The sequence below is a fragment of the Cellulomonas sp. KH9 genome (assembly GCF_900114185.1).
Taxonomy (GTDB): domain Bacteria; phylum Actinomycetota; class Actinomycetes; order Actinomycetales; family Cellulomonadaceae; genus Cellulomonas.
Genome location: NZ_FOSE01000003.1, coordinates 77,401 through 97,661, shown reverse-complemented (window position 1 = coordinate 97,661; position 20,261 = coordinate 77,401). Strand labels below are relative to the sequence as shown.

Here is a 20,261-nt window from a genome sequence, read left to right as displayed (position 1 = left end):
CGTGAACGGAGGCACCCCATGACCCGCCACCTGTCCGAGGACGACTGGGAGAGCCTGACGCTGGAGGTGCTCGGCGAGCTCATGTGGAAGCCGGTGCACGGCTCCGCTATCGCGCCGGGCTCCGGGGAGCGGGAGAGCTGGGACGAGCTCGTCATCCCGTCGCGTCTGCGCGCCGCGCTGCGGAACCTCAACCCGACCGTGCCACGGGAGTACCTCGAGCAGGCGCTCGCCGCGATCCTCGCGCCCACCTCCCAGGACGCCCTCACCGAGAACCACCGGCTGCACACCTTCCTCACCGAGGGCTTCCGCGGCGTCACGTACATCGACGCGGACGGCCAGGAGCAGACGCCCACGATCCGCCTCGTCAGCACCGAGCCGAGCGAGAACGACTGGCTCGTCGCGAACCAGGTGACCATCGCCCGCGGCGACCGCGAGCGCCGGTTCGACGTCGTGCTCTACCTCAACGGCCTGCCAGTGGCGGTCATCGAGCTCAAGCGCGCCGGCAGCGCGAGCGCCGACGTCGGCGCCGCGCACGCGCAGCTGCAGACCTATCTGCGCGAGTTCCCACTGGCCTTCCGGTTCGCGGTGCTCACCGTCGCCAGCGACGGGATCCTCGCCAGGTACGGCACACCGTTCACGCCCCTGCACCACTTCGCGCCGTGGCACGTCGACGAGGAGGGCCAGCCGGTCCCGACGTCAGCCATGGCGGAGGGCGACACGGCCCTGGACCTGCTGCTGTGGGGCCTGTTCAACCAGCTGCGCTTCCTGCAGCTGCTGACCGGCTTCGTCGCGTTCGACCAGGGTGAGGACGGCCTGAGCAAGCGGATCGCCAAGCCCCACCAGTACTTCGCCGTCACCAAGGCCGTCGGGGCCACGGTCCAGGCGGTCGCGACCCACGGCAGGGCCGGCGTCGTCTGGCACACGCAAGGCTCCGGCAAGTCGATGGAGATGGAGCTCTACACCAACCAGGTGCTGCGGCACCCGCGGATGGCCAACCCGACCGTCGTGGTCGTCACCGACCGCAACGAGCTCGACGGCCAGCTGTACGAGACCTTCGCCCGGAGCCTGCTGCTGCCGGAGAAGCCCGTCCAGGTGCGCCGGCGCGCCGAGCTGCGCGCCGAGCTGTCCGGCCGAGCGTCGGGCGGCATCTACTTCACCACCCTGCAGAAGTTCGGGCGGACGCTCGCCGAGCGGGAGTCCGGCGCCGAACACCCGCTGCTGTCGGACCGGCACAACATCGTCGTCGTCGTCGACGAGGCCCACCGCAGCCACTACGACGACCTCGACGGCTACGCCCGCCACCTGCGCGACGCGCTCCCCCACGCGACGCTCATCGCGTTCACCGGCACGCCGATCTCCTTCGCCGACCGCAACACCCGGGAGGTGTTCGGCGACTACATCGATATCTACGACCTGACGCGGGCCGTCGACGACGGCGCGACCGTCCCCGTCTACTTCGAGTCGCGCCTGGTCAAGGTGCGGCTCGCGGAGTCCGTCACCGAGGACCTCATCGACGCTGTCGCCGACGAGGCGACGGCCGGGCTCGACGACGCCGAGCGCGACCGGATCGAGAAGTCCGTCGCCGTGGTCAATGCCGTCTACGGCGCACCCGAGCGGCTCAGGATCCTGGCCGAGGACCTCGTGGCCCACTGGGAGACACGTCGGCAGGCGATGTCCGCGGCACTGAGCACCCCGGATCGGCCCCAGGTGCCGGGCAAGGCCCTCGTGGTGGGCGCCACCCGGGAGATCTGCGCGCGGCTGTACTCCGAGATCGTCGCTCTGCGGCCCGACTGGCACTCCGACGCGCTCGACGGCGGCGTGGTCAAGGTCGTGTACTCCGGCACCGCGTCGGACGTGCCGCCGGTCGCCGACCACGTGCGACGCGACTCCGAGAACGCCGTGATCAAGCAGCGCCTCAAGGACCCGGACGACCCGCTGGAGATCGTCATCGTCAAGGACATGATGCTCACCGGGTTCGACTCGCCCCCGCTGCACACGCTCTACCTCGACCGGCCGCTGCGCGGAGCGCTGCTCATGCAGACGCTCGCCCGGGTGAACCGCACGTTCCGCGGCAAGCAGGACGGCCTCCTGGTCGCCTACGCGCCGCTGGCGGACAACCTGGCGCAGGCCCTGGCCGAGTACACGCAGACCGACCAGGAGACCAAGCCCATCGGCCGGTCGGTCGACGACGCCGTCGCGCTGGTGCACGAGCTGCTGAGCCGCCTCGAGGAGCTGCTGACCGGGTTCGACTGGCGTAGCGCCCTGGCCCTGCCCGGGCCCCGGGCGTACATCAAGGCCGTCTTCGGCGCCGTCGAGCACCTGCGCCGCCCCCGACCCGACGACCAGGACGACGACGGCGAGAGCGTCGCGGCGCAGTACCGCCGCATCGCCGGGCAGCTGTCTCGGGCCTGGGCGATCGCTGGGGGCACCGACGAGCTCGCCGCCGTCCGTGACGAGGCGCGCTTCTTCGAAGAGGTCCGCGTCTGGATGGCGAAGTTCGACGCGGAGGAGCGCCAGGCCCGCGGCGAGCCCATCCCCGAGGAGGTCCAGCGGGTCCTCAACGAGCTCGTCGCCGGCGCCATGGTCTCCACCGAGGTGCTCGACATCTACGACGCCGCCGGCGTGCCCCGGCCGGAGCTCACGGCTCTCGACGAAGAGTTCCTCGCCCAGGCCAGGAACTCGGAGCGGCCGCACCTCACCGTGGAGGCGCTGCGCGCGCTCATCCTGTCCGAGGGCCGGGCGGCGACGCGTCACAACCTGGTTCGTCAGCGGGCGTTCTCCGAGCGTCTGCTCGAGCTCATGACCCGGTACACCAACCAGCAGCTGACGTCGGCCGAGGTCATCGCCGCGATGATCGCCCTCGCCCAGGAGGTCGCGCACGAGAAGAACCGCGGCGCCGACTTCGATCCCCCGCTGGACGAGGACGAGCTCGCCTTCTACGACGCGGTGGCGACCAACGAGTCCGCAGTCGAGGTCCAGGGCCAGGGCGTCCTGGCCGACATCGCCCGCGAGCTCGTCGCGATCATGCGCCGCGACGTCAAGACCGACTGGACAGTCCGGGACGACGTCAAGGCGAAGCTCCGGTCGTCCATCCGCCGGCTCCTCGTGAAGTACGACTACCCGCCGGACAAGCAGCAGGGCGCGATCCGGCTCGTCATGGAGCAGATGGAGTCCATGGCGCCTCGCCTTGTCGACGGACAGGGCGAAGGACGGCCCGGCGGAACGCTGTGACCGGGTGCAGACGAACGACGAAGGGCCCCACTCGCACATCGTGCGGGTGGGGCCCTTCGGCTGGCGGCGGTAGCGGTGGGATTTGAACCCACGGTGGACTTTCACCCACACACGCTTTCGAGGCGTGCTCCTTAGGCCGCTCGGACACGCTACCTCGGGGGGTCACAGTACCCGGTCGACGCCGTCGGTCCCAATCCGCCCCCGGGCCGCTCACAGCGTGCCGTCGTACCGTGGCCCGGTGAGCACGTCGCAGGCAGCCCCCGTCACCGCGGGGTCGCTCGCAGACGTCGTCGCGCTGCTCACGGGCCACCGGCTGACGGTGCTGACGGGCGCGGGCGTCTCGACCGACTCCGGCATCCCCGACTACCGCGGGCCCGACTCCCCGCCGCGCACCCCGATGACGTTCCAGCAGTTCGTGGGCGACGAGGCGTTCCGGCGGCACTACTGGGCGCGCAACCACGTGGGCTGGCGGCACGTGCACCGGACGCTGCCCAACGCGGGGCACCGGGCACTGGCGGTGATGGAGCAGCGGGGCGTCGTGCACGGGGTCATCACGCAGAACGTGGACCTGCTGCACGAGGCGGCGGGCTCCCACAACGTCATCGACCTGCACGGCCGGTACGACCGGGTGGTGTGCCTGCGGTGCCACCGGGTCGTGCCGCGCGCCGCGCTGGCGGACCGGCTGGAGGCGCTCAACCCGGGGTTCGTCGAGCGGGTGGGGCAGGTGGCGGACGTGGAGATCGCGCCCGACGCCGACGCCGTGGTCGAGCAGACCGCGGACTTCCGCGTGCAGGGGTGCTGGCAGCCGGACCCCGAGGACGCGGCGCGCGAGTGCGGGGGCGTGCTCAAGCCGGACATCGTGTACTTCGGGGAGACGGTGCCGCGCGAGCGCGTCGAGCGGGCGTACGCGATGGTCGAGGCCGCCGACGCGCTGCTGGTCGCGGGGTCGTCGCTCACCGTGCAGTCGGGGCGCCGGTTCGTCCGGCACGCCGCGCTGGCCGGCAAGCCCGTCGTCGTCGTGAACCGGGGGGCGACCCGCGGCGACCGGTACGCGACCGTCACCCTGGACGCGGGCACCAGCGAGACGCTGTCCGAGCTGGCCGAGCTCCTCCCGACGCCGCAGCGCTGAGCAGCCGGAGCGGCGCGCCTGGGGGCGCCCCACCGTCCGCGACGCGCGGGTGTCCCCGTCCCTCAGCGGTGCGGTGCGAAGAAGTCCCGCAGCAGCGTGGCGGACTCCGCGGCCCGCACCCCGGCGACCACCTCGACGCGGTGCGGCGATCGGCGGTCCCGCACGACGTCCCACTGCGACCCGCAGGCGCCGGCCTTCTCGTCCCACGCGCCCAGCACCAGGCGGGGCACGCGCGCCTGCAGCACCGCACCCGCGCACATCAGGCACGGCTCCAGGGTCACGACGAGGGTGCACCCGTCGAGCCGCCACCGGCCCAGCGCCGCGGCGGCCTGCCGCATCGCGACGATCTCCGCGTGGCCCGTCGGGTCACCGTCCACCTCGCGCGTGTTGCGCCCGCGGCCGACGACCGTGCCGTCCGGCCCGAGCACGACCGCACCGACGGGCACGTCGTCGCCGGCCAGCGCCGCGCGGGCCTCCGCGAGCGCGAGGTCCATCGCCGCCTCGTCGGCGGCCGTCGCCCAGGCGGAGCGCTCCCCGACGACGACCCGCGGCACGTCCGGCGCGCTCGCGTCGGTCGCGGAACCCACGCCACCGGGACGGCCCGCGTCGGGTGTGCCCTGCATCGGCTCCCCCACAGCACCTCCCGTCGTCGTCCCGCCCGGTCCGCGGCCGTCCGGGGCCCGCCACGGCGGACCGGGCCCCGCGTGCGCCGCACGCCCGCGACCCCCGTCCCGGGCGGACGGGGGCATCCTCGCACTACCCTGAGGTCCATGCGCCTGCACGTCGCCGACCACCCGCTCGTCGCCCACAAGCTGGCGGTCCTGCGGGACGCGAAGACCCCCAGCCCCACGTTCCGCCAGCTCGTCGACGAGCTGGTGACGCTCCTGGCCTACGAGGCGACGCGGGACGTCCGGACGCGTGAGGTCGAGGTCGTGACGCCCGTCGCGACGACGACCGGCAAGAAGCTGGCGGACCCCAGCCCGATCGTGGTCCCGATCCTGCGCGCGGGCCTCGGCATGCTCGAGGGCATGACGCGCCTGCTGCCCACGGCCGAGGTCGGGTTCCTCGGTCTGCAGCGCGACGAGGAGACGCTCGAGGCGATCACCTACGCCAACCGCCTGCCGGACGACCTGACGGGCCGGCAGTGCTTCCTGCTCGACCCGATGCTCGCGACCGGCGGCACGCTGGTCGCGTCGATCGACTACCTGCTGCAGCGCGGGGCGCGGGACGTCACCGCCGTGTGCCTCATCGCGGCACCCGAGGGCATCAAGGTCGTCGAGGAGTTCGTCGGGGACCGCGCGGACGTCCAGGTGGTCGTCGCCGCGGTCGACGAGCGGCTCGACGAGCACGCCTACATCGTCCCGGGCCTGGGCGACGCGGGCGACCGGCTGTACGGGATCGTCTGACCCGCACGTGCTCGCGTCTCGGACGGCCGGTCCCACGGCCTGAGACGACGCCGATAACTCCTTGGGGTGACACGGACCGCCGTGCCACGATCGTCCGGTGAGTCCCGTGATGTCCCTGGTGTGCGCCCGTCATGGCTGCCGCGTACCTGCGTCCGGGTGGTATCCGCGTTGGTGTCGGGCCTGACCCGCTCCCACCCGGACCGCCCGTCCAGCCCTGCAGCCCCTCGCCGGCCCCGCCGCCGGCCGCCCGCACCCGGAGACCTCCCATGACCACACCCGCTCGGTTGCGCCGCCCGCGCACCACCCACCCACCGCTCCCGCGTGCCGCCGCGCCCCTGGCACCCGCGCCCACCGGCCCTCGTGCCGGCTTCGTGCTCTACGTGAGCCTCCCCCAGGACGGCGCGGACACGGGAACGACCCCGCGCCCCGGCGCCGCGGAGATCGCGGAGACGGCCGACCTGCTGCGCGAGCTCGCGCAGGAGGCGCTGCCCGGTGCCGACACGTTCGCCGCGCTGTCGCTGGTGCCCGGCACCGCGGGCGACGTCCGCAGCCTCGGTGAGCGCATCACCCACCTGCGGCTGCTCGAGCCGGTGCCCGACACCGACCCGGGCACCCCTGACGTCCTCACCGGCTCGGGGGACGCCGGCTGAGGACCCGCGCTGCCGGGCCGGGCCCGGATCGGGGGACCCGCCCGGCCCGGCAGCGCACCCTTCCCCCACGCCACCGGTGGCGTGCCTGCGTGGACCGAGCGTCAGGGCCGCGGCGCCTGCAGCGACGGCGGCGCGGCCGTCCGCACGGTGATGACCCCGATCAGGTACTGGTCGCCCGCGGTGCTCGGCGTCAGCGTCCCGACGCCCGACGGCAGCGTGACCTCCTCGAACCCCTTGGCGTCGACACCCAGGGAGTTGGGGTGGGCCCAGCCGGTGGCGGTGGAGTCGAACGCGTTGCCGGCCGAGCCGCCGCCGACCGTCGCGGTGCCGTCCCACCGCAGCGGGCGCAGCGGACCCACACCCGAGAGCGTCAGCCGGTCGTTCGACGCGGCACGGTCACCCTCCCAGGCGACGACGCCGATGCGGGTGCGGGCGCCTGCCTCGCCGACGAACGCGAAGGCGGGGGCGGCGCCGGACGTCCCGATCCAGGCGCCGCCCTGGTGGACGGTGACGGACGAGGCGCCGGGGGTGCCGGGCGCGGCGGGCGTCCCGTGCACGACCACGAGCGACCAGCCCGCGTAGTACGTGGGGTCGCGGTCGGAGCGGCCGGCGCTCACGGCGGTGTCCGCCAGCGCCCACGTCCCGGCCCCGCCGCGCGCCACGAGGTCCGTGACGTCGACGGCCGCCTGGTAGTACTGCCGCCCGCTGCTGTCGGCCACGTCGACCACGGAGCCGGCGGTGACGTCGGTCCACGTGCCGTCCGGGCTGCGCAGCCGGGCCGTGCTGCGGTCCCCGCTCCAGGCGTCGGACGGGCCGCGCACGGCCGACCAGTACAGCCCTGCCCACACCACGGGCCGACCGCCCGGGACGGCCAGCCGCGTCTGCGACGAGACGGGCACCGCGGCGCGCGCGCCGGGCGGCGGCACCTGGTCCAGGGGACGCATGTCGAGGCCGTTGTTGTCGCGGTCCTGCCGGACGACGGGGCACGGCCCGCCGTACACGCCGACGCACTGCAGCAGCGGTGCGCCGACCTCGGTGACGTCGAGGTCCCCGACGCCCGACCACACGGGGGTGAGGTTGCCCGATGCCACCACGACCCGCACGGACGCGGCCGCGGGCTGCGCACCCGTCGCGGCCAGGCGCACGTCGACCGTGCCGCGCACGGCGCCGGCCGCCCGCACCTGCAGCTGCACGGGCACGGACCCGCCCGCGCGCACGCCGCCCAGGTCGCACCTGACGACGGACCCGGTCGCGGTGCACCCGGCGGTCTGCGGCCCGGCGGCCGTCGGGTCGTGCGTGATGCCGGGCGGCAGGGTCACGGTCGCCACCACCGCGGCGGCGTCGGCCGCGGGCCGGCCGTCGGGGCGGGTGCCCGCGACACCCGCGACGAACGCCACGGTGCCGCCGCGCGTCGCGTCGACGACCGCCGCCGCGTCGGTGACGGACAGGACCGGCTCGATCGCGGTGACGGCCACCGCCGCGGGGCCCGCGGGGGCGTCGGCGTCGGGCGCGCTCACGCGGACGGTGGCCGCACCGAGCGCGCCGACGGTGCCCGCGGGGGCCGTGACCCGCGCCGTGACGGTGCCGCGGGCGCCGGGCGGCAGGTCGGTGGTGCAGGTCGCGGTCGCGCCGGCCGGGGCGCAGGCCCAGCCCTCGCCCGCGGCGTCCGTGACGGCCACGCCGGCGGGTGCCGCGAGCTCCAGCGACGTCCCCGTGGCGGGCAGGTCACCGGTGTTGGCGACCGTGACGGCCAGGTCGGCCGGGGTGCCGGGCGCGACGTCGAGCGCGGCGGGTACCTCGACGCCGAGCACGGCGGGGCGCACGAGGGACGAGGTCACCACGTGCGTCTCGGCCGACCGGTGCCCCGTCGGGGACAGCCGCACGTGCAGCGTCCCGCTGCCCGTCGCGGCACCGGACGGGCTGACCAGCGTGAGGGTGAGCGGCGACCGCTCGAAGGGTGCGAGACCGGCGTGACGGCACACCGTGGGGCCGTCCTGCCCGGCGGCGCACGACCACGGTGCGGCGGCCGTGGCGCTCACGCCCGGCGGCAGGGTCAGCTCGGCGCGCGCCGGGGCGGCGGGCGTGACGGCCGTGCCGCCCGCGTTGCGCACGGGCACCGTCAGGGTGCGCGCCCGGCCGGCGACCAGCTGGACCTCGGTGGGCGCGGGGCCGTCGAACGCCAGCCGCGCCGGTGACGCCGCGACCCGTACGCGCATCGGCGCGGGCTCCCAGGTCCGCCCCTCGCCGATGATCCGCATGCGCACGGCCTCGTCGCCGGACGTGCTGACCCAGCCCTCGTCGACGCTCACCCGCAGCGAGAGGACGGCACCACGGCCCGGGTCGAGCCCCGGCAGCGTGCACGTCGCGGCGGTGCCGGCGTCCCGGCCCACGCACGACCACCCGTCGCCCTCGGCCGCGGCGACCGGGCCGAACCCGAACCCGGGCGACGCGAGCGCCCCCGGTCGGAACGTCACCCCGGCAGGCAGCTCGACGTCCGCCACGAGCGCCGCGGCGGGCAGCCCACCGGCGTTGCTCACCGTCAGCTCGATGGCCTGCCCCGCGACCCCGGCCGCGAGGGCGATGCCACCCTCCGGGCCGATGACGACGACGTCGGCGGGCCCCGGCGGCGGCTCGGGATCGGGATCGGGAGCAGGGTCGGGGTCGGGGTCGACACCCGGACCGGTGCCCGGGGCCACGTCGACCGGCGGGGCGAGGACGGGGCGTGCGCCCGGCGGGGTCGCCGGTGCGGAGGGGCGTGTCGGCGCCGCGGTGTTCCGACCCTCCGGGTCGCCGCCGTCACGGTCGTCCGTGGCGGCGTCGTCCTGCGCCGCGTCGCCGAGGGCGCCCTCCTCGGCGCCGGGCGACGGCTCGGACGTCGGCGCGGACGTGCCCTCCGGCGTCGGCCGCGGCGCCGGAGACGTGGGGCGGGCCTCGGCGGCACCGGACACGCTCGGCGTCGGGTCCGCCAGCACGTCCGGGCCGGAGACGAGGAGCACGGCCGCGGCCACCACTCCCACGACCACGAGCGCTGCGGCCGCCGCGAGCGCCACGGCACCGGCGGACATCCCCGCCAGCAGGCCGGCGGCGCCGCTCGCCGCGGTCGCACCGCCGACGGCTGCGGACGCCCCGGTGACGGTGCCCACGGCACCCGTCGCCGCGACGCCACCCGCCCCGGCACCGACCGCACCCGCCGACCCGGCCGCACCGGCACCCGAGCCCGCACCGCCCGACGCCCCGGCACCGGACGCCCCGGCACCCGAGCCGCCCGTCCCGGCACCACCCGAGCTCCCGGCACCACCCGGCGCCCCGGCACCGCCCGGCGCACCGGCGCCCCCGGCCCGGCCCAGCGCCGCCGCGCCGGCCGCGAGGCCGCCGCCGACCGGCAGGTCGTGCCCGAGCGCGCCGAGCCCGAGCAGCCCCAGCACCAGCGGCGCCACGACGGCCCGCATCCCGTGGTTGACGTCGCCGAGCTCCAGGGCCAGCGCGCGGCACTCCCCGCAGCCGTCCAGGTGCGTCTCGACCTGCCGGGTGTCGCGCGCCGCCAGCCCGCCGCGCACGTGCGCACCGAGCTTGCCGGCGACGGCCCGGCAGCCGTCGTCCAGCGGGTCCTGCAGGTGCTGCTGCAGGTAGGCCTGGCGCAGACCCTCGCGCGCCCGGTACGCCAGCGCGGCGGTGCTGTTGGCGCTCAGGCCGACGATGGGTGCGATCTGCGCCGGGGCCAGCCCCTCGACCTCGCTGTGCCACAGCACCTCGCGCCAGCGCTCGGGCAGGGAGCGGAAGGCGCGGGCGACGACGCTGCGCTCGAAGCCCGCCAGCGTCGGCTCCTCCGCGGCGGCCACCGGTGCGGAGGCGGTCTCGAGCGTCGCGACGTCGTCCGTGGGCTCGGCACGCCGACCGGCGGTGCGCTGCACGGACGCCACGCGGCGCACCACGGTGAAGAGGTAGGCGCGGAACGCCGCGTCGGGGCCGTGCCCGCCGAGCAGCGCCCGGTGGACGTTGGCGAACGCGTCGGCGACGACGTCCTCGGCGTCCGGGGCGGAGTCCGTGTACTGCCGCGCCACGACGAGCGCGGCCCCGGCGTGCCGCTCGTAGAGACGACCGAAGGCGGCGGAGTCACCCGTACGGGTGGCGCTCAGCAACGTGGCGTCGTCCTCGACGACGTCGTTGTCGCTCGCGCCTGCCGCCACGCCGGGTCCTCGTCACGTCTACCGGTGGGCCGCCGCCTGCGTGCGGCCTCGCCGCTACAGGGTGCCATACCCGACCGATCGGACGAACAGGGTGCCGCAGGTCGGACGACCGGGACGAATCGTGCGGCGTCGCAGGTCGTGGGCCTGTGAGCCGCCCGTCGGGGCCCGCGCGACGACGCTGCCCTGCACACCGGGCGGGCGCGTCCGATCGGGTGATCCTGGGGCCGACCGGGTGAAACCACCCCGATCCGCGTCACGATCCGCCCCGCCGCCCCTCTCCTCCGGTGTGACGACGGACATCGGCAAGGACGGGCACGCCCTGCCCGAGGGGCTGCGGGAGCGTTGGCGCGAGGAGAGCGTCGCCTCCGTGTGGCGGCGACCCTCCGACTGGTACCACCCGGCGGTGGACGCGCTGGCCGTCGCCGTGCTCGCCGACGACGACCCGTCCCGCGCCGCGTGGGCGCTGGGCCGCGCCCGCGGGGAGCACGGCGTGGGCATCGGGGAGACGCTCGACGACCTGGTCTGCCTCTACCGGTCCACCGGGCGGCCCACGCCCCCGATCGACGCGGTGCGCGCGCTCAACGAGGGCTGGTCGGACGCGCAGGCCGTGCTGGTGACGGCCGGCGCGTGCGTCGACCCGGAGACCGGGCTGCCGACCCAGCAGTACCTGGCCGTGCGCCTGGCGGAGACGTACCTGGTGGCGGAGCAGGACGACGTGGACCCCGCCCTGCGCCACGGGCTGGCCGTGGTCGACGTCGCCGCGGGGCACGTCACCGGGATGGTGCGGGCCGCCCGGTCCGCGGCCGTGGGGGCGGCACTGCGCGCGACGTTCGGCACCGGCCACCCCATGGCGACGCTGGGGGGCGGGGTGTTCGTGGTGCTGACCCGCACCGACGACGACGTGGACGCGCGGGTGGCCGAGCTGCGCGCGGACGTCGCCGGGCGGTGCGCGGACCTCGACGTGCGGATCTCCGTGCGCCAGCCCGTGCGTGTGTGGGTGGAGCCGTTGCCGGAGACGCACGCCGAGGCCGTCCAGCGCCTGTCGCACCTGGCGCGCCCCGAGCCGTGGGCCGGGATCCCCCGCCCCGCCGGGCCGGCCGAGGGCCGCTGACCCACCCCGCACCGTCGATCCGTGCGAAGCACCCGATGTCGCCCACCCCGCGACAGATCGGGGCGAACGGCGTTACCGTCGATGTCATGCCTCCCGCCGACGTGGTCCCGCACGACGCGGCACCGCCGGCCGAGGTCCCCGGACCGCTGCTGACCTCCGGCACCTCGGCCGACGTCTACGCGCTCGACGACCACCGGGTGCTGCGCCGCTACCGCGAGGGCCGCGACGCGGGACCCGAGGTCGAGCTGCTGCGCCACGTCCGGCAGCACGCCTACCCGGCCCCCGAGGTGCTCGACGCGGCCGGCTCGGACATCGTCATGACCCGGATGCACGGTCCGACCCTGCTGCAGGCGCTGGGTGCCGGGGAGATCTCCATCGCCGACGCCGCACAGGTGCTCGCGGACCTGCACGCCCGGCTGCACCTGGTCCCGGCACCGCGGTCCTGGCAGGTGCCGTCCGACCACGACTGGCAGACCCTGAGCGGCGGGCCGGTGGTGGTGCACCTCGACCTGCACCCCGGCAACGTCATCCTCACGGAGATCGGACCCCGGGTCCTGGACTGGGCCAACTCCCGCACCGGCACCGCCGAGCTGGACGTCGCGGTGACCGCCGTCCTCATCGCCGAGGTCGCCGTCGACGCCGGCGGCGACTACTCGCAGGCGGCCCGTGCGCTGCTCGCCGCGTTCCTGCACTCCAGCGACGTGTCCCCGCTGTCCGCGCTCGACGACGCGGCGGCCCTGCGCTCGACCGCGCCGCTGCTGCTGCCCGGCGAGCGTGAGCTGGTGCCCGCCGCGGCCGCCCTGGTGCGCACCATGGTCGCACTCACGTCGAACCCCTGACGGCCCGCGCACGACGACGGCCGCACCCGTCGGACGGGTGCGGCCGTGGTGCGTGGCCCGGCGGCGCAGGCGGTCAGCGCGGCGCGTAGGTGAGGCAGTCGGCCAGGTCGTGGCCGGCCCCGATGCGCACCGACGGCGCGCCGCACTCCAGGTGCGTGTTGTGCGAGCAGTCCTGACGCTGGCAGGCGCCGACGTGCGAGACGACACGGTCCAGGCCGCCCTTGACGCCCAGCGGGATGAAGGTGGCGCACTGCGCGTCGCCGGTGCCGCCGATGGTCACGGCGGCGGCGTGGCAGGACGAGTGGTCGTTGTACGAACAGCCGGCGACCGAGCACTCGGCCACGGCGGGAAGCTCTGCGAGGGTGCTCATGACGACCTCCGGGGGGTGGGACGTGCGCGGTGCACCCTTCGACGCTAGACCCGCCCGGGCCGGCCCGCCAGCAAGGCAGGCCAGGCTAACCCGCAGGTCAGCGGCACTTTTTACGCAACGCCGCTGTTGCGCAAACGACGTCCGGGCAGGTCAGGCGCCCACCCCGGAAGTGCCCGGGCGGACGCCCCCGCGTGAGGTCGTCGGAAGAAAGTGCGTCCCGGGTGCATCCACGGCGGGCCCCGCGGGGGAAGTAGGGGTGTCAGCACGTCCCCGCCCGCCGCCCCGCGGGCCCGTTGGAAGGACTTCCCCGATGCGCGCACGACTCCTCACCGGTACGGCTGCCGGCGCCCTGGCCCTCGGCCTCCTCACCTCCATCGCTGCGCTGCCCGCCACCGCCGCGACCGGCAGCACCGCCAAGCTGTCGGTGCTGCACGGGGTCCCCGACCTGACGGTCGACGTGTGGGTGAACGGCGAGCGGACGCTCGACGACTTCACGCCCGGCACGCTCGCCGGTCCGCTGGACCTGCCCGCCGGCACGTACACCGTGGCGATCACCGCCGCCGACGCGGCCGACGCCTCGTCCCCGGCCATCGGCCCCGTGGACCTGACGCTGGAGGGCGGCGGCAACTACACGGCCGTGGCCCACCTCGACGGCTCCGGCACCCCCACCGCCACGCTGTTCACCAACGACACCGCGCCCACCGCGGCGGGCCAGGGCCGGCTCACGGTCCGGCACGTGGCCGCCGCCCCCGCGGTCGACGTCCTCGCCGGCGGGCAGCCCGTCATCAGCAACCTGACCAACCCGAACGAGAAGAGCCTGGACCTGCCGGCCGGCACCGTCCAGGCCACGGTGGTCGCCGCCGGCACGACCGAGCCGGCCGTGCTCGGCCCGGCCGACGTCCCCGTCACCGAGGGCGCCCTGACGGTCGTCTACGCGTGGGGCTCGCTCGAGGCGGGCAACCTCGCGCTCGCCACGCAGACGGTGACCGGGCTGCACTCCAACCCGTCCGGCGTCCAGGCGGGCCAGGTCGGCCTCGCGGCGGACGAGTCGTCCCCCGTGCTGCCGGTCGCGCTGACGATGCTCGTCGTCGCCGGGGTGACCGGTCTGGCCGTGGCCGGACGTCAGGTGGCCCGTCGCGCGACCGTGCGTCGCTGACCACGGGAGCACCGTGAACCACCTCGTGCCCGGCGGCCGGCCCGCCCCTGCCGGCCGGCCGCCGGGCGCGGCGACTGCCCGCCGCCGCGTGCGCTCGACGTGCGCGGCGGCGCTGGCCGTCGTCGCCCTGCTGGGGGCGTGCGGGACGTCGGAGGGGACCGCCTCCGCACCGGCCCCCAGCGCCACCGCACCGGCCGCCACGCCGACGGCGAGCCCCCCGGCTGCGGGGCCCGCCGTCCCCGACGTGCCGGTGCAGGACGCGGGCCTGGGCTCGGTGCCCGCCGCGGCACCGGCCCCGGTGCGGCTGGTCGTGCCGGACCTGGGCCTGGACATGCCGATCGACGCGGTCGGCGTGGCGGAGGACGGCACCATGGAGATCCCGCAGGACGCGGACCGGGCCGGCTGGTACCGGTTCGGCCCGTCGCCCGCGGACCCCGCCGGGGCCACGGTCGTCGCGGCGCACGTGGACTCCTGGACCACCGGGATCGGCCCGTTCTCCGAGCTGCGCGAGGTCTCCCCCGGGGCCCGCGTCGAGGTCACCACGGCGGACGGCGTGGTGCACGCGTACACCGTCCGGGAGGTCGCCCAGGTGCCCAAGCAGGACGCGCCGGTCGAGCAGTGGTTCGATCGGGAGGGGAGCCCGCGTCTCGTCCTCGTCACCTGTGGAGGGGCGTTCGACCGCGAAGTGGGGCACTATGCCGACAACGTCGCGGTGACCGCCGACCCCGTCGTGGACGGCGCGGGTGGATGAGCGCCGTGGAGCGCACGCCGTGCGCGCGGTACCGGGGCAGGGACGGAAGGAGCGCGGGTGAGCACGTCGGCCACCGTGCCCGACGACGTGGAGGTGCTGGGACGCGCCTTCGCGGCGGGGGACGAGGCGGCCATCGGCGAGGCCTACCGCCGCTGGTCCGCGCTCGTCCACACGGTCGCCCTGCGCTCGCTCGGCGATCGGACGGATGCCGAGGACGTCACGCAGCAGGTGTTCGTGGAGGCCTGGCGGGGGCGGGCGCGGTTCGACCCGGACCGTGCGCGGCTGCCCGCCTGGCTGCTGGGCATCGCCCGGCACGCGGTCGCGGACGCCCACGAGCGCCGCACCCGGGACCGCCGGGTGCGCGAGCAGCCCGAGGTCGCGACCGACCCGGACCGCCTGCCCGCCGCGATGCTGGACCAGCGGGTCGTCGACCGGGTCGTCATGGCCGACGCCCTCGCCGACCTGGGTGATCCGCAGCGCACGATCCTGCGGCTCGCGTTCTTCGACGACCTGACGCACGACCAGATCGCCGACAGGCTGGGGATGCCGCTCGGGACCGTGAAGAGTCACGTGCGACGTAGCCTGGCGCGCCTACGGACCCGATGGGAGGTGGATGGTGCCGTCCGATGACCTGCACGTGGACGACGAGACCCTCGCCCTCCTCGCTCTCGGCGAGCGGGTGGGCACGCCGGGCGACCTCGACCACGTCGCCTCCTGCCCGCAGTGCGCCGACGAGGTCCAGGCGCTGCACGGCGTCGCGGACCTGGCGCGCGAGTCCGGGCCCGAGCCGCACCTGGTGGCCCCCGGCCCGCAGGTGTGGGACCGCGTGGCGGCCGAGCTGGGCCTCGGGGAGCGCGCGCACGCCGCAGCACGCGGCGGGCCGGTGACCGGTGCGCCCGACGCCGCGACGTCCGACCCGGACGACGACCCCCTCCCGGCAGCCCGGGACGACACGTTCCCGCCCTCCCCCGGCGGCCAGGTCGACGGGTCGTCGCGCGGCGAGCCGGACGGCCCGTCCGCCACGGTGACGCCGCTCGCGTCGCGCCGCCGTGCGCGGCCCGCGCGGATCGCGATCGCCGCGGCCGTCGGGCTCGTGGTGGGCGGCGCCGGCGCGACGGCCTACCTGGAGCGCCCCGACCCGTCGACCGTCCTGGCGTCGGCCGTCCTCGAGCCGCTGCCGGGCTGGTCGGAGACGGGCACGGCGCAGGTGCGCACCGCACCCGACGGGACGCGCTCGCTGGTCGTCGACCTGGACGAGGCGCCGCAGGGCGAGGGGTTCCTCGAGGTGTGGCTGCTGCGCCCCGACGTCTCGGGGCTGGTCAGCCTGGGGACGCTCGACGGCACGAGCGGCACGTTCGCGCTGCCGCCGGGCCTGGACCTGGCGGAGTACCCGGTGGTCGACGTCAGCGACGAGCCGCTGGACGGCGAGCCCGCCCACTCCGGGGTCTCGGTGGTGCGCGGCGCGCTCGACGCCTGAGGCCGGGCAGCGCGCTCGACGCCTGAGGCCGGGCAGCGCGCTCGACGCCTGAGGCCGGGCAGCGCGCTCGACGCCTGGGCCGGGGCGCCGAGCGGCGCGTCAGTGCCCCGCGCCCAGGTTCCCGGCGAGGCGTGCGTGGCGCGCCTCGCTCGCGGCGTCCATGCCGACGATCGTCACGGACTTGCCCTTGAGCGCGTACTTGTGGGTGATGGCGTCCAGCGTGGCCACCGTGGAGGCGTCCCACACGTGCGCGCGGCTCAGGTCGATGACGACCTCGTCCGGGTCGCCGGCGTAGTCGAACCGGTAGACGAGGTCGTTGGACGACGCGAAGAACAGCTCGCCGGACACGGCGTAGACGGCGCGGCCGGCGTCGTCGGCGGCGAGGCGGGTCACCGTGGTGACGTGCGCGACGCGCCGCGCGAACAGGACGGTGGCCAGCAGGACGCCGGCCAGCACGCCGTACGCCAGGTTGTGCGTGGTGACGGTGGCCACCACGGTCGTCAGCATCACGGCCGTCTCGGAGCGCGGCATGCGCCGCAGCGTGCGCGGGTGCACCGAGTGCCAGTCGAAGGCCCCGACGGACACCATGACCATCACCGCGACCAGCGCCGCCATCGGGATCACCGCGACCACGTCGCCCAGCCCCACGACGAGGACCAGCAGGAACACCCCGGCGAGGAACGTCGAGATGCGGGTGCGGGCACCGGAGATCTTCACGTTCATCATCGTCTGGCCGATCACCGCGCAGCCGCCCATGCCGCCGAACAGGCCGGTGACGATGTTGGCGCCGCCCTGGCCCCACGCCTCGCGGGTCTTGTCCGAGTGCGTGTCCGTGATGTCGTCGACCAGCTTCGCCGTCAGCAGGGACTCCAGCAGCCCGACGAACGCCACGGCGACCGCGTACGGCGCGATGGTCCGCAGGGTGTCCAGGGTGAGCGGCACGTCGGGCCACAGCAGCGACGGCAGGGACTCGGGCAGGGCGCCCTCGTCGCCGACGGTCGGCACGTCGAGGCCGGCGAGCACCACCGCCCCCGTGAGCAGCACGACCGCGACCAGCGGGGCGGGGACGGCCGTCGTCCAGCGCGGCAGCAGCACGATGACGACGACGCCGACCGCGACCAGCGGGTACACGAGCCACGGCACGCCGACGACGTGCGGGACCTGGGACATCAGGACGAGGATCGCCAGCGCGTTGACGAACCCGACCATGACGGACCGCGGGATGAACCGCATGAGCCGTGCCACGCCCAGCAGGGCGAGCGCCACCTGGACGACCCCGGCCAGCACGATCGTCGCCATGAGGTGGTCCACGCCGTGCTCGCGCGCGACCGGCGCCACGACCAGCGCGACCGCACCGGTCGCGGCCGAGATCATCGCCGGACGGCCCCCGAGGAACGCGATGGTCACGGCCATCGTGAACGACGCGAACAGCCCGACGCGCGGGTCGACGCCCGCGATCACCGAGAACGCGATCGCCTCCGGGATGAGCGCCAGGGCCACGACGAGCCCGGCGAGCACCTCGGTGCGCAGCCGGCGCGGGGACCGCAGGGCCGCGAGGACGGAGTGGGACTCGTCGGCCTCCGGCGGGCCGGCGGCGGTCACGGAGGCGGTCGCGGGGGCGGGGGCACCGTCGGCGGGGCGGGTGGCGGGCCGGGGCGTGCGGGGGTCGTCAGGCATGCGGGCTTTCCGTGGGGTGGGGCGGGACCGTCGGGTGCACCGCCGGTGCGGGCCGGCCGGCGTCACCGCAGCGGGTGGACGGCTCGAGCCCTCGGCCGTCACGGTAACCGGTGCGGCGGCACGCGGACGCCCCGCCACCCGGTGAGGGGCGGCGGGGCGTCGTGGCGAGGTGCGTCAGGTCGTCCGGGGGGCTCTCTCAGAGCAGGCGGACGCGCGCGCCGGACAGCCCGCCGGCCAGCGGACCGGCCGGCAGCTCACCGTCCAGCCGGTCGCCGACCAGGTCGGAGTCGAGCACCAGCGCGCCGCCGTCCGGGTCCTCGAACTCCGCGCCCACCAGGCGTGCGGGCGGCAGCCCGGCGCCGGTGACGACGTCGAGCACCGCGGCGTCTGCGCCGGGCACGTCGACCTCGAGCCACACCTCGTCGCCCTGGGTCACGACCTCGACGCGCGCGGGGCCGTCGAGCACGAGCGGGTCGGACTCGACGTCAGCCGGGCGGGCGCCGCCGACGAACACGTTGCTGCGCGACCAGTAGGGCTGCACGCGGCTGCCGAAGCGGTTGTGGTCGCCGTCCCAGCGGTCACCCATGTCGGTGAGGTACTGCTCGAGGGACGTCGGGTAGCCGTCGTACGCGCTGGTACCGGTCTGCGAGCCGATGCGGCCCCACGAGTCCGCCGCGTACGCCGCGTCGAGGTCGCCGCCGGCGAACACGTTGCCGATCCAGCGGTCGTCGCCGGTGAGGATGATCGCGTAGCCGGCCACCTGCGTGGAGTGCGGGCGGTGGTACGGCGTCGCGCGGTCGAGCATCTGCTTGAGGCCGACCGTGCCGCACAGCAGGTTGCGTGCGTACAGGCCGCCCTGGCTGTGGTTCTCCACCGACACCGGGGAGGCCAGCACGTTGTGGTCGACGACGTAGGGGCCGTGGCTGACCTCGATGAACAGGTCGCGGGCGTTGTCCCACAGCACGTTGCTCGTGATGCGCGTGCCCTGCGTCTGCCAGTCCAGCCAGATGCCGAGCGAGCAGTCGTGGATGCGGTTGCCCGCGATGACGACGTCGATCGGCGCGTGCAGCTTGATGCCCGCGATCTCGTGCCCGTAGAACTCGCGGTCGTTGGCGATGTCGTGGATGTGGTTGTCCTCGATGCGGGAGAACACGCAGCCCAGGTGCCCGACGACCGCGTTCTGCCCGCAGTGGTGGATGTGGTTGCGGCGCACCACGTGCGAACCGACGTGCTCGCGGTCCCAGCCGATCTGCCGCGCCGAGAACACGGACTCCAGCTGGTACTGGTAGCCCGGCTTGTCGCCCCGGTCGGTGGCGTAGTTGTCGCCCGTCGACGCCTCCTTGCCCAGCGAGACCGCCGAGCACGTCGCGTCGTGGATGTCGTTGTCCTCGATGACCCAGCCGCGGGCCCAGTTGGGCCCGATCAGGCCGGGCTGGTCCGCGGTCGGCGGCGCCCACTGCGTCGCCGCCTGGCACAGCTCGAAGCCGCGGACGGTGATGAAGTCGACGTGGTGGTCCTCGGGGAAGAACACGGCACGGCGCACGTTGATCTCGACCAGCGCCGCGTTCGGGTCGGCGTCGCCGAAGCTCGCGTGGATCGTCGTGACGTCGGCGCCGACCTCGGCGTGCCAGACGCGCGGCGTCCAGTCCGGGTCGGGCACGGGGACGGTCGTGCCGGTCCAGTCGTCGACCTGCTCGGTGCGCCGGGGGGCGGACGTCACGGCGTCGACGCATCCGACCTCCAGCAGCCGGCGGCCGTCGAGGTACACCGCGCCGAGGTGCTTCTTCGGCTCGTCGCGCCCCGGGCGGACCATCCAGTCGCCGTCGACCTCGACCGCGAACGGGTTGACCTCGCCGAACAGCGTGTTGGGCACCTCGACGCGCCACACCCCGCCGCCGACCGGCTCCCAGCCGGTGACCTGCTCGGAGCCGGTGATGCGCACGTGCTCACCGGGTGCGGCCTGGTAGGTGATGCGGCGGTTCTCACCGCGGCCGCCGCGGCGGGGGCGCACCCACTCGCGGTAGACCCCCGCGTGCACGGTGACCGTGTCACCGGGGCGGGCGAGCTGGGCCGCGCGGTCGATGGTGCGCAGCGGGGCGTCCTGCGTGCCGACGGCGTCGTCGGAGCCCTGGACAGAGACGTGGATAACCATTGCCATGAACCGACACTACCGGGGGTCCGACGGCTCGACGGGCGGGTGGCGCGCGGCGCGCGCCCACCCTGCGGTGGCGGGTACCGCGGGGCCGCTGAGAGGGTGGACGGGCCCCGCCCGGTGCC

Annotated in this window: 15 protein-coding genes and 1 tRNA gene; 10 read left to right on the top strand and 6 right to left on the bottom strand. The window is 75.6% G+C overall.

Going from position 1 to position 20,261, the window contains the following annotated elements; translation table 11 throughout:
* Positions 1-18 precede the first annotated feature (18 nt).
* Positions 19-3,231, top strand: coding sequence for a type I restriction endonuclease subunit R (locus tag BMZ16_RS10405; RefSeq protein WP_089800230.1), 3,213 nt, complete (start codon positions 19-21; stop codon positions 3,229-3,231).
* Positions 3,232-3,298: 67 nt separating this feature from the next.
* Here the strand turns inward: BMZ16_RS10405 and BMZ16_RS10400 are convergent.
* A tRNA-Ser gene (locus BMZ16_RS10400) sits at positions 3,299-3,385 on the bottom strand.
* Positions 3,386-3,469: 84 nt separating this feature from the next.
* Between BMZ16_RS10400 and BMZ16_RS10395 the strand changes: the two genes are divergently transcribed.
* A complete protein-coding gene (locus tag BMZ16_RS10395; protein ID WP_089801001.1) occupies positions 3,470-4,360 on the top strand; it encodes a Sir2 family NAD-dependent protein deacetylase in 891 nt (296 codons plus the stop codon).
* Between the two features lie 62 nt (positions 4,361-4,422).
* Here BMZ16_RS10395 and BMZ16_RS10390 read toward each other — a convergent pair whose 3' ends face one another.
* A complete protein-coding gene (locus BMZ16_RS10390) occupies positions 4,423-4,914 on the bottom strand; it encodes a nucleoside deaminase (protein WP_369822578.1) in 492 nt (163 codons plus the stop codon).
* A gap of 216 nt (positions 4,915-5,130) precedes the next feature.
* Here BMZ16_RS10390 and upp point away from each other — a divergent pair, with 216 nt between their 5' ends.
* Both upp and BMZ16_RS10380 read left to right on the top strand, forming a co-directional pair.
* The gene (gene upp / locus BMZ16_RS10385; protein ID WP_089800228.1) at positions 5,131-5,766 is read left to right on the top strand and encodes a uracil phosphoribosyltransferase; all 636 of its coding nucleotides are present in this window, start codon (positions 5,131-5,133) and stop codon (positions 5,764-5,766) included.
* Between the two features lie 266 nt (positions 5,767-6,032).
* Entirely contained in the window at positions 6,033-6,416 is a 384-nt protein-coding gene (locus BMZ16_RS10380; protein WP_143082794.1) for a hypothetical protein, read from the top strand.
* A 101-nt stretch (positions 6,417-6,517) separates the two neighbouring features.
* Here the strand turns inward: BMZ16_RS10380 and BMZ16_RS19955 are convergent, their stop codons facing one another.
* On the bottom strand, positions 6,518-10,603 hold the full coding sequence (locus BMZ16_RS19955; RefSeq protein ID WP_089800224.1) for a sigma-70 family RNA polymerase sigma factor: 4,086 nt from the start codon (positions 10,601-10,603) through the stop codon (positions 6,518-6,520).
* Positions 10,604-10,889: 286 nt separating this feature from the next.
* Here BMZ16_RS19955 and BMZ16_RS10370 point away from each other — a divergent pair, with 286 nt between their 5' ends.
* A complete protein-coding gene (locus BMZ16_RS10370; RefSeq protein WP_089800222.1) occupies positions 10,890-11,714 on the top strand; it encodes a hypothetical protein in 825 nt (274 codons plus the stop codon).
* Between the two features lie 86 nt (positions 11,715-11,800).
* On the top strand, positions 11,801-12,553 hold the full coding sequence (locus tag BMZ16_RS10365; protein ID WP_089800221.1) for a phosphotransferase: 753 nt from the start codon (positions 11,801-11,803) through the stop codon (positions 12,551-12,553).
* 73 nt (positions 12,554-12,626) lie between these two features.
* Here the strand turns inward: BMZ16_RS10365 and BMZ16_RS10360 are convergent, their stop codons facing one another.
* Positions 12,627-12,923 carry a DUF1540 domain-containing protein gene (locus BMZ16_RS10360; RefSeq protein ID WP_089800219.1) on the bottom strand — a complete coding sequence of 99 codons (297 nt, stop codon included), beginning with the start codon at positions 12,921-12,923 and terminating at the stop codon, positions 12,627-12,629.
* Positions 12,924-13,233: 310 nt separating this feature from the next.
* Between BMZ16_RS10360 and BMZ16_RS10355 the strand changes: the two genes are divergently transcribed.
* From BMZ16_RS10355 to BMZ16_RS10340, 4 genes are read left to right on the top strand one after another with little or no spacing between them, the layout of a single operon-like run.
* On the top strand, positions 13,234-14,079 hold the full coding sequence (locus BMZ16_RS10355; protein WP_089800218.1) for a DUF4397 domain-containing protein: 846 nt from the start codon (positions 13,234-13,236) through the stop codon (positions 14,077-14,079).
* A gap of 13 nt (positions 14,080-14,092) precedes the next feature.
* Positions 14,093-14,830: a class F sortase gene (locus BMZ16_RS10350; RefSeq protein ID WP_255366558.1), complete on the top strand. Its 738-nt coding sequence runs from the start codon at positions 14,093-14,095 to the stop codon at positions 14,828-14,830.
* 57 nt (positions 14,831-14,887) lie between these two features.
* Positions 14,888-15,460, top strand: coding sequence for an RNA polymerase sigma factor (locus tag BMZ16_RS10345; protein ID WP_089800213.1), 573 nt, complete (start codon positions 14,888-14,890; stop codon positions 15,458-15,460).
* Positions 15,444-16,307, top strand: a complete 864-nt coding sequence (locus tag BMZ16_RS10340) for an anti-sigma factor (RefSeq protein ID WP_369822534.1) — start codon at positions 15,444-15,446, stop codon at positions 16,305-16,307. Before BMZ16_RS10345 ends, BMZ16_RS10340 begins: the two co-directional genes overlap by 17 nt.
* A gap of 99 nt (positions 16,308-16,406) precedes the next feature.
* On the opposite strand, the gene BMZ16_RS10335 is transcribed toward BMZ16_RS10340, so the two are convergent.
* Positions 16,407-17,984 carry a SulP family inorganic anion transporter gene (locus BMZ16_RS10335; RefSeq protein ID WP_089800210.1) on the bottom strand — a complete coding sequence of 526 codons (1,578 nt, stop codon included), beginning with the start codon at positions 17,982-17,984 and terminating at the stop codon, positions 16,407-16,409.
* Positions 17,985-18,180: 196 nt separating this feature from the next.
* Positions 18,181-20,142 (bottom strand): right-handed parallel beta-helix repeat-containing protein, encoded by a 1,962-nt coding sequence (locus tag BMZ16_RS10330; protein WP_089800207.1) that lies wholly within the window; start codon positions 20,140-20,142, stop codon positions 18,181-18,183.
* Positions 20,143-20,261 lie beyond the last annotated feature (119 nt).